Here is an 8,590-nt window from a genome sequence, read left to right as displayed (position 1 = left end):
TGTGGAACGGGCATCTTGCCCGTTCTTAACAATGGTGCAAGATGTGAGTTAAAACCGACTACAGAGTGTAATGAAAACGCAATTAATTGTAGTCCTCTTTTAGAGGACTTTCGCTGTGAGACAGGGGTTTTCAACCCCTGTCGGACTGGAAGTCAAACGAGAGATTCGATCGCAAATATGAATACTCCTCAACCTTCATTAACTAAAACCGAATGTTGATACTTTCCCACAGTCCGGCAGTCCGGCAGGGGTTTAAACCCCTGCCTCAAAGCTAAAGTCGGTTAAAAATGATATGTTGCACCATTCTCAATTACTTGTTTAGGAACAGGCAAGATGCCTGTTCCACAAGAAAATTAACTCTTTGTGGAACGGGCATCTTGCCCGTTCTTAACAATGGTGCAAGATGTGAGTTAAAACCGACTACAGAGTGTAATGAAAATGCAATTAATTGTAGTCCTCTTTTAGAGGACTTTCGCTGTGAGACAGGGGTCTTCAACCCCTGTCGGACTGGAAGTCAAACGAGAGATTCGATCGCAAATATGAATACTGCTGAACCTTCATTAACTAAAACCGAATTAAGAAAATCGCTCCTCAACACTCGCAAATCCTTATCAGCACAAGAATGGAGACAAAAGAGCACGAGCATCTGCAATCATCTGCAAAACTCGCCCCTATTCACCCAAGCAAAAACAATCCTCGCCTACTTCAGTTGCCGCCAAGAACCAGATTTAAGTCCCCTATTTACATCTTCTGTGGAGGAGGCATCTTCCCTGCTCAATTCTGGAGACAGGCAAGATGCCTGTCCCACAAATGCCATTCCCACCCCTAAAAAATGGGGATTTCCCCGCTGTGTCGGCAAAGAGCTATCCTGGCACATCTGGCAGCCCGGAGATGCTTTACATACTGGAGCTTATGGCATACTCGAACCCCTGCCAGATGCTCCTAAAATAGACCACTCAGAAGTAGATTTAATGCTCGTACCCGCAGTAGGCTGCGATGTTCGCGGCTATCGCTTGGGCTACGGCGGTGGCTATTACGATCGAATGCTCAGTTTAGCTGAGTGGGAATCAAAAGTTACGATCGGCATTATCTTTGAATTTGCCTTGGTCGCCCAGCTACCAGTTGACCCCTGGGATCTACCGCTGCACGGCATTTGTACAGAAAGCGCTTGCAAAATTGCACAGCGAAAATCTTAAACGGGCATAAACAAATTAATTTTCCGCAATTATGCCTATATCCTCTTAATCTAGAATCTAGAATCTAAAATCTAAAATCTAAAATCTAAAATAGTATGGCCCAGCGCTACGTTCGAGTCAAAACAACACAAGGACACATCCATTACGGTTTACTGCAACTAAGCCACAGCGTTCAAGTATTTGATGCACCGCCCTGGTTACAAGGACAACCAACCGATTTGGAACTTTCACCAGATACTTACCAAATTCTCGCCCCGTGCTCTCCCTCAAAAATTGTAGCCGTAGGCAAAAATTATGTCGATCACGCCGCCGAGATGGGAACCCCAGTACCGGAAGAACCCCTGCTGTTTTTCAAGCCTCCGAGTGCCGTCATCCCTGCTGGTGCAGCGATTCGCTATCCGCAGCAGTCGGAAAGGGTAGATTACGAAGGAGAATTGGCCCTGATAATTGGCGAACATTGTACCAACTGCACTCCCGAACAAGCACACAGCAAAATTTGGGGCTATACGATCGCCAATGACGTAACAGCTAGAGATTTGCAAAAACGGGACAACCAGTGGGCCAGGGCCAAAGGGTTCGATACATTTTGTCCCTTGGGGCCTTGGATTGTCCGCGAACTGAGTCCTGCTGCACAGTTGCAGACTTTTGTCAATGAGAGCGAGCAACCCGTACAGTCATCCCAGATCGATCGCATGGTATTTTCCCCAGACTTTCTCGTCTGCTACATCAGTCAAATAATGACCCTCGTTCCCGGCGATGTGATACTGACTGGAACGCCACAAGGAGTAGGGCCGCTACAAATAGGCGATCGAGTCCGCATCGAAATTGAAGGCATCGGCAGTCTTGAAAATACAGTAGTTGTTAGTCATTAGTCATCACTCATCAGTCATTAGTTATTAATTAGGTAAGTGCAAAAACAACAATGTCTTTTAGGAGCTTGTAGGGCCGTGTTTAGCGATGATTTGCGCCCTGGAAAGAGTTAACCATTTCACGCACGCGCCCTCTCCCGACTAATGACCAATGACCAATGACCAATGACCAATGACTGATTTATCGTACCTGCATATAAACAGCATCCGAAAGCGGGGGAATCTCTGCATAGCGTCCCAAAAGCGACTGCACGACGGCATAGGCAAATGCAGCAAAAGCGCCCAAAAACACCATGTTATACAGAGTTTCCGCAATAAAGGCGACTTGGAGGCCGTTAGAAAAAATCGGCAAAACCAGACCGCACAGCATCAAAACAATGTCTAAAAGAATCGCCTGCATCGCATTAAAACGAATGAAGTGACTGATGTTTTCGTTTCTAACTACTCCTAAATACAGAGCAAAGAAGATAATCAAGCTAGCAAAGGGCAAACTATAAATTTGCATCAAAGGAGCTAGCGGTATCAACAACAGTTGCAGGACAGGAAACTGTGTAAACAGAAACCTGCCAAAGGCAAGCCCGTCAACCAACGGGAGCAAATAAGGCAAAGAAGCAAAAATCCGGTCTGGAACAGTTGTAGATCCGCGCCAAGTCATAATGAACTCTCCTGAGTCTATCGATTAACTATGAATTCCATTAAACTCAGGATAACGCAGCAGCAGGGTTTGTGTTTCGACTCTGCCGGAATTTGCTTTTCACTCAGCGGGGAGTAGCCTCAACTACCAGATGCAGGCTTTTTTATTTAATATTAGCGATCGTGAAGCCCATTTGACACTCGTACCGATCGGGCAAATTTTCCGTAGGTTTAGCAACTGGATGTCCGCAGCGAAGCTCTCCACCGCTCCAGCGCGGTTGGCCCGTGCGATCGGCCAGCAAACAACTTTGGCAAACACACTGAGGGGCAAGCATCTGATTTTCCATTAAAATGACTAACATTTGATACCTCCGGCAGGTTTCACACCAGTAATTTCATTGTATGTCAGGAGTTGGGGACAAACGGCTTAACCTGAACACAACGTAATATTTATATCAATGGTGCGAAATCCGTAGTACGGTATAAGATCCCCAATTCCCAATCCCAAATTTGTCAAGAGGTTGATTATTGTGACGGACAGTAACTTAGAATTCCTTTCCAAAACCGATCCGCTGATTGCCGATTTAATCGGGCAAGAGCTCCAGCGGCAGCGAGACCACCTAGAACTCATCGCCAGCGAAAACTTTACCTCCGCAGCCGTAATGGCAGCTCAAGGCTCAGTGCTGACCAATAAATACGCCGAAGGACTGCCAGCGAAACGGTACTACGGCGGCTGCGAATTTATTGACGGCATCGAGCAAATTGCGATCGATCGCGCCAAACAGCTATTTGGAGCCGCTCACGCCAACGTCCAGCCCCACTCCGGCGCTCAAGCCAACTTTGCAGTATTTTTGAGCTTGCTGGAACCCGGAGACGGAATAATGGGCATGGATTTGTCCCACGGCGGACACTTGACCCACGGTTCGCCCGTCAACGTATCCGGCAAATGGTTCAAAGCTTTTCACTACGGCGTCAGCCAAGAAACAGAACAGCTTGACTATGACGAAATTTTGGCACTGGCCAAAGAAAACCGACCGAAATTGCTAATTTGTGGCTATTCAGCATATTCGCGAATTATCGACTTTGAGAAGTTTAGAGCGATCGCCGACGAAATCGGAGCCTACCTGCTCGCCGACATCGCCCACATCGCCGGGTTAGTCGCCACAGGGCACCACCCCAACCCCCTCCCCCACTGTCACGCAGTCACCACCACCACTCACAAAACCCTGCGCGGCCCCCGTGGTGGCTTGATTATGACCAATGACCCGGAATTAGGTAAAAAGTTTGACAAAGCAGTTTTCCCCGGCACTCAAGGTGGGCCCTTAGAACACGTCATTGCGGGCAAAGCAGTAGCTTTCGGCGAAGCATTAAAGCCTGAATTTAAAACTTATTCCGGTCAAGTAATTGAAAATGCGCGCGCTTTAGCGGCACAGTTGCAGCAGCGGGGTTTAAAACTCGTTTCCGGTGGCACGGACAATCACTTAATGCTAGTTGATTTGCGATCGGTAAACATGACAGGCAAACAAGCGGACCAATTAGTCAGCGGTGTGAATATTACTGCTAATAAAAATACCGTGCCTTTCGATCCGGCATCTCCCTTTGTCACCAGCGGTTTGAGACTCGGTTCGCCGGCGATGACCACCAGGGGAATGGGAACAGCAGAATTTACCGAGATTGGCAATATTATCGCCGATCGCCTGCTAAATCCAGATGATGAAAGCGTCGCAGCAGACTGCCTGCGTCGAGTAGCAGCACTGTGCGATCGCTTCCCCTTATATCCCCACTTGTACTCGAAAGTGCCGGCATTAGCTTAATTTTCCTGATCGGCAATGGGAAATTGGTAGTTGGAAGTGTACGGGTAAAAGGGTAAAAGAGCAGGAAAAGATTGAGAGTTGCCGGTAGCGATATTGACAAGCGGTTTTCACCAAAAATATCGATCGCCAATACGGTTTTTAGTAAAGATATTTGTCCGGCGGGGCTGGTTTGACTAACGGTATTTGTCGGTTGCGAAAGATACCGCTCAACTGGGCCCGCGCGCCAAATATCGACTTTTTTGCTCGCGAAAGAGTCGATATTTTAAATCGTTAATTCGAGAGTTATGAATGAACAACCTGACAATTCGCCCCAGGGCAACTGCCATTGCGGCAAATCTCCGACTCCCAAACCCCCAGTCGCTCTTCAAGATGTTTCCTTGTTATAAGCCATCTGAAATGTAGTAGACTCTGCCTGACAGCCTAATTGCCCCGCACTATTTAAAATTGATTTCAGATGCCGTACCAGTATCTGTACCACATACTCGCTTTTCTGGTTTCTGCGATCGTCGTCCTCTGGAGTACACCAATAGTCAAAAAAATTGGTCTCAAAAGCGGGCGAGTCGATCGGCCAGGCGAGCGAAAAGTCCACAAGCGCCCGATGGTGCGCTTGGGAGGAGTTTCCATCTTTCTCGGCACTATCACTGCCCTCTTATTTGTCTGGCTCTCAGGAGGCTTCATCGATGCTAACGGACAAGTTCTCAATCCCAAAGACGAATACGAAATTTGGGGAGTCACCCTCGGCGGCATCGGATTCTTCCTCATCGGTTTAGCAGACGACCTATTTTCACTCTCGGCCTTAAAACGCTTGCTCATGCAAATTGGCGTATCCAGCATCGTTTGGTACGCGGGCGTACAGATTGAGTTTCTCACAGTTCCCTCCTTGGGACTGACTAATATTGGCTGGCTGAGCTTGCCAATTACCGTAATTTGGCTCGTCGGCATGGCGAATGCCATCAACTGGATTGATGGTTTAGACGGTTTAGCGGCGGGAGTTTCAGGGATTGCAGCAGTTGTGATGCTGATTGTCAGTCTGGCGATGCACCAACCAGCGGCGGCCCTGATTGCAGCGGCTTTGGCTGGCGGGACATTGGGATTTCTGCGCTACAACTTCAATCCGGCTCAAATCTTTATGGGAGATGGCGGGGCTTATTTTATCGGGTTTACTCTCGCTGGAGTGGGAGTAATTGGGTTAGTTAAAACTACGGCTGTTACTTCTGTGTTGCTGCCATATTTAATTTTAGCTGTACCGATTTTAGATATGTCGGCGGTGATTCTCGATCGACTTCGCAACGGCAAGTCACCGTTTATTGCTGACAAGCGCCATCTCCACCACCGACTTCTAGAAGCCGGACTGTCCCATCGATTTGCGGTTTTATTTATTTACTCACTGACACTGTGGGTGGGAAGTTTAGCCCTAGCTTTTTCGCTTCCCAGCGGCGTAATTTACGCTATGGGTGCAACAAGTTTGCTGGGATATGCTAGCTGGAAAGTTTGGAGACACGCTAGGTGAAGGAAGAAGGAAGTTCGGCAACGGATTGTGTAACGGATGTAACGGATGTAACGGATGTCAGTCCGATGTCCGTCGGAAGAAGGAAGAAGGAAGAAAAATAATTTCTAATGCCCAATTCCCCAATGCCCAATGCCCAATGCCCAATGCCCAATGCCCAATGCCCAATGCCCTATGCCCTATGCCCTATGCCCAATTCCCCAATCCAAAATCCAAAATCTAAAATCTAAAATCGAATAATGGTTGCTGAAATTATTTGTGTTGGCACTGAATTGCTGTTAGGCGATATTCTTAATAGCAATGCCCAGTTTTTAGCCAAAGAATTAGCGAGTCTGGGAATCCCTCACTACTATCAAACAGTGGTGGGGGATAATCCAGAACGTATCAAACAAGTGTTAGAAATCGCCGTCAGTCGATCGCAGCTTTTGCTGTTCACCGGAGGCCTGGGCCCCACACCAGACGACCTCACAGTCGAAACGATCGCCGATTTTTTTGGGGTTCCCCTCATCGAAAAGCCGGAAATTATTGCAGATATCGAATACAAATATGCCCAGCGGGGACGCACCATGAGTCCCAGCAACCGCAAACAAGCTTTAATTCCAGAAACTGCGGACATTCTGCCAAACCGCAGCGGTTCTGCACCGGGCATTATTTGGCAGCCGGTTTCTAACGTGACAGTAATGACATTTCCCGGCGTACCGGCGGAAATGCACTTAATGTGGCAAGAAACCGCCGTTCCTTTCCTGCAAAATAACGGCTGGTGCAGCGCCACTATTTACAGCCGCACATTAAAATTTTGGGGGATTGCTGAGTCGGCATTGGCCGAAAAAGTAGATAGTTTTCTGAATTTAACTAATCCTACTGTGGCTCCCTACGCCAATCACGGCGAAGTCAAACTGCGGATTTCGGCCCGCGCGGAGTCGGAAGTGGCGGCGAAAAACTTGATTGAGCCGATCGAACAACAATTGCGGCAAATTGCCGGCTTAGACTGTTACGGTGCTGATAGCGATACCCTCGCTTCGACTGTCGGCCAATTGTTGCTGGATGCGGGGCAAACTCTTAGCGTGGCTGAATCCTGCACGGGAGGTGGATTGGGGGCGATGCTGACTGGTGTTCCCGGCAGTTCGAGCTACTTTTTAGGCGGGATTATTTCTTACGACAATCGGGTTAAGGAAGGATTATTAGGTGTTAATCCGCAAGATTTAGCCGAATTTGGGGCAGTCAGCCACCAAGTGGCCAAACAAATGGCTGCGGGAGTTCGCGCCAGCCTCAATACCGATTGGGGGTTGAGCATTACAGGCGTCGCCGGGCCCGGAGGCGGCACAGATGCTAAACCTGTCGGACTGGTTTATGTCGGTTTAGCGGGCCCCGACGGCGACGCAGAAAGTTTTGAATACCGTTTTGGCGATGCCAGAGGCCGCGATTGGATTCGGAATCTGAGTAGCTGTACGGCGATCGATCGACTCCGGCGTAAATTATTGTTGGCAAAAGCGTAGAAAAAATCCTACGATTGGTCAATTGTCAACAGTCAACCGTAAGCTTAAGCTTTATTTAACACTGTCTACTCCGAGATAATTCGGCAATTTTCCTTTTGCCTCTTGATTATCTGTAAAGATTCGTTATGATAATAAGATAGGACTGATTGGCCAAGATACTGACTCTCTCCATTGCTCAAAATAACCAGCAAGCGAGAAAGCAAGTTTGACCTTTGGTTTCAAGGTCGTGCTTGCTTGTTTTCAGATATTTAGCCGTCGGTTTAGCAATCTAGACTATAAAAAAAGGAGCTATCCGTTCAATGGAAGACATTGAAAAGGTGCTGGAACAAATTAAAGAATGGGTTCGCAAGCTGATAGAAGGACTGCTGAGTCCAGAACCTGAACCGGAACTCGAACCGATTCGTATTCCTGTCAACCAACCGAGGAATCGCAGGTAGTCGGGACTGCATTAGAAGTTTGAGGTTTAAGGTTTGACGTTTGAGGTGGCAGACTGATTCTAAATCCCCTGTCAAAACTCTCATAATTTTTGTTGCGCTGGAAATTTTAAAATTGTTAAATATCCTGGTACTTCACGGCCCTAATCTGAATCTATTGGGTCAGCGAGAACCTGGAGTTTATGGTTCTGCGACTTTAAATGATATCAACAAGTTGCTAGAACGAGAAGCGCAAGCCCTCCAGGTGCAAGTCTCAATTCAGCAGTCGAATCATGAAGGGGTGTTGGTGGATGCAATTCACTCGATGTTAGGGCAGCACCAAGGCTTATTGATTAATGCTGGAGCTTATACTCATACGAGTGTGGCAATTAGAGACGCGATCGCCGCGGTGAATATCCCTGCGGTAGAAGTTCATCTGAGCAATATTTACCGGCGGGAAGCTTTTCGGCATCACTCGTTTATAGCAGCGGTGGCGATCGGGCAAATCAGCGGTTTTGGCCCAGAAAGTTATCGGCTGGGGCTGCAAGCTCTAGTTAGTTACCTGATTAAAAATTAAAAATTTACCGATTGTAGCGATCGGATGAGGGCAGGTTTTAGATGGAAAACCAGCCCTTATATGTTTGGGTTGAATTCAAATTAAT

At 47.7% G+C, this 8,590-nt stretch carries 9 protein-coding genes; 7 read left to right on the top strand and 2 right to left on the bottom strand.

All coding sequences use genetic code 11. The features are described 5' to 3' along the window. The first annotated feature begins 539 nt into the window (after nucleotides 1-539). Complete coding sequence (locus QUB16_RS07880; protein WP_333315313.1) at nucleotides 540-1,196, top strand: 5-formyltetrahydrofolate cyclo-ligase; 657 nt, start codon at nucleotides 540-542, stop codon at nucleotides 1,194-1,196. Between the two features lie 95 nt (nucleotides 1,197-1,291). Further along, nucleotides 1,292-2,068 (top strand): fumarylacetoacetate hydrolase family protein, encoded by a 777-nt coding sequence (locus QUB16_RS07875; RefSeq protein ID WP_333315312.1) that lies wholly within the window; start codon nucleotides 1,292-1,294, stop codon nucleotides 2,066-2,068. A gap of 178 nt (nucleotides 2,069-2,246) precedes the next feature. On the opposite strand, the gene QUB16_RS07870 is transcribed toward QUB16_RS07875, so the two are convergent. Together QUB16_RS07870 and QUB16_RS07865 are read right to left on the bottom strand one after the other, a co-directional pair. Next, complete coding sequence (locus QUB16_RS07870) at nucleotides 2,247-2,720, bottom strand: Tic20 family protein (protein ID WP_333315311.1); 474 nt, start codon at nucleotides 2,718-2,720, stop codon at nucleotides 2,247-2,249. A gap of 142 nt (nucleotides 2,721-2,862) precedes the next feature. Then, the gene (locus QUB16_RS07865) at nucleotides 2,863-3,060 is read right to left on the bottom strand and encodes a hypothetical protein (protein WP_190739976.1); all 198 of its coding nucleotides are present in this window, start codon (nucleotides 3,058-3,060) and stop codon (nucleotides 2,863-2,865) included. Between the two features lie 168 nt (nucleotides 3,061-3,228). On the opposite strand from QUB16_RS07865, the gene glyA reads away from it, so the two are divergent. The 5 genes from glyA (at nucleotide 3,229) to aroQ (ending at nucleotide 8,505) form a co-directional block, all read left to right on the top strand. After that, nucleotides 3,229-4,512 carry a serine hydroxymethyltransferase gene (gene glyA / locus QUB16_RS07860; protein ID WP_333315310.1) on the top strand — a complete coding sequence of 428 codons (1,284 nt, stop codon included), beginning with the start codon at nucleotides 3,229-3,231 and terminating at the stop codon, nucleotides 4,510-4,512. 454 nt (nucleotides 4,513-4,966) lie between these two features. Next, nucleotides 4,967-6,022 (top strand): MraY family glycosyltransferase, encoded by a 1,056-nt coding sequence (locus QUB16_RS07855; RefSeq protein ID WP_333308465.1) that lies wholly within the window; start codon nucleotides 4,967-4,969, stop codon nucleotides 6,020-6,022. A gap of 236 nt (nucleotides 6,023-6,258) precedes the next feature. Then, nucleotides 6,259-7,515, top strand: a complete 1,257-nt coding sequence (locus QUB16_RS07850) for a competence/damage-inducible protein A (RefSeq protein WP_333315308.1) — start codon at nucleotides 6,259-6,261, stop codon at nucleotides 7,513-7,515. 299 nt (nucleotides 7,516-7,814) lie between these two features. Continuing rightward, on the top strand, nucleotides 7,815-7,952 hold the full coding sequence (locus tag QUB16_RS07845; RefSeq protein WP_006631912.1) for a hypothetical protein: 138 nt from the start codon (nucleotides 7,815-7,817) through the stop codon (nucleotides 7,950-7,952). Between the two features lie 112 nt (nucleotides 7,953-8,064). Continuing rightward, entirely contained in the window at nucleotides 8,065-8,505 is a 441-nt protein-coding gene (aroQ, locus tag QUB16_RS07840) for a type II 3-dehydroquinate dehydratase (RefSeq protein WP_333208377.1), read from the top strand. The last annotated feature ends 85 nt before the right edge of the window (nucleotides 8,506-8,590 follow it).

Origin of the sequence: Microcoleus sp. D3_18a_C4 (assembly GCF_036702415.1) — a bacterium.
Taxonomy (GTDB): Bacteria; Cyanobacteriota; Cyanobacteriia; order Cyanobacteriales; family Microcoleaceae; genus Microcoleus.
This window is presented reverse-complemented; position numbering and strand designations above follow the sequence as displayed.

Bases quoted from the DNA above. Each gene is read 5' to 3' on its own strand.
- QUB16_RS07880 (WP_333315313.1), top strand. From the start codon at position 540: ATGAATACTGCTGAACCTTCATTAACTAAAACCGAATTAAGAAAATCG.
- QUB16_RS07875 (WP_333315312.1), top strand. From the start codon at position 1,292: ATGGCCCAGCGCTACGTTCGAGTCAAAACAACACAAGGACACATCCAT.
- QUB16_RS07870 (WP_333315311.1), bottom strand. From the start codon at position 2,720: ATGACTTGGCGCGGATCTACAACTGTTCCAGACCGGATTTTTGCTTCT.
- QUB16_RS07865 (WP_190739976.1), bottom strand. From the start codon at position 3,060: ATGTTAGTCATTTTAATGGAAAATCAGATGCTTGCCCCTCAGTGTGTT.
- QUB16_RS07855 (WP_333308465.1), top strand. From the start codon at position 4,967: ATGCCGTACCAGTATCTGTACCACATACTCGCTTTTCTGGTTTCTGCG.
- QUB16_RS07850 (WP_333315308.1), top strand. From the start codon at position 6,259: ATGGTTGCTGAAATTATTTGTGTTGGCACTGAATTGCTGTTAGGCGAT.
- QUB16_RS07845 (WP_006631912.1), top strand. From the start codon at position 7,815: ATGGAAGACATTGAAAAGGTGCTGGAACAAATTAAAGAATGGGTTCGC.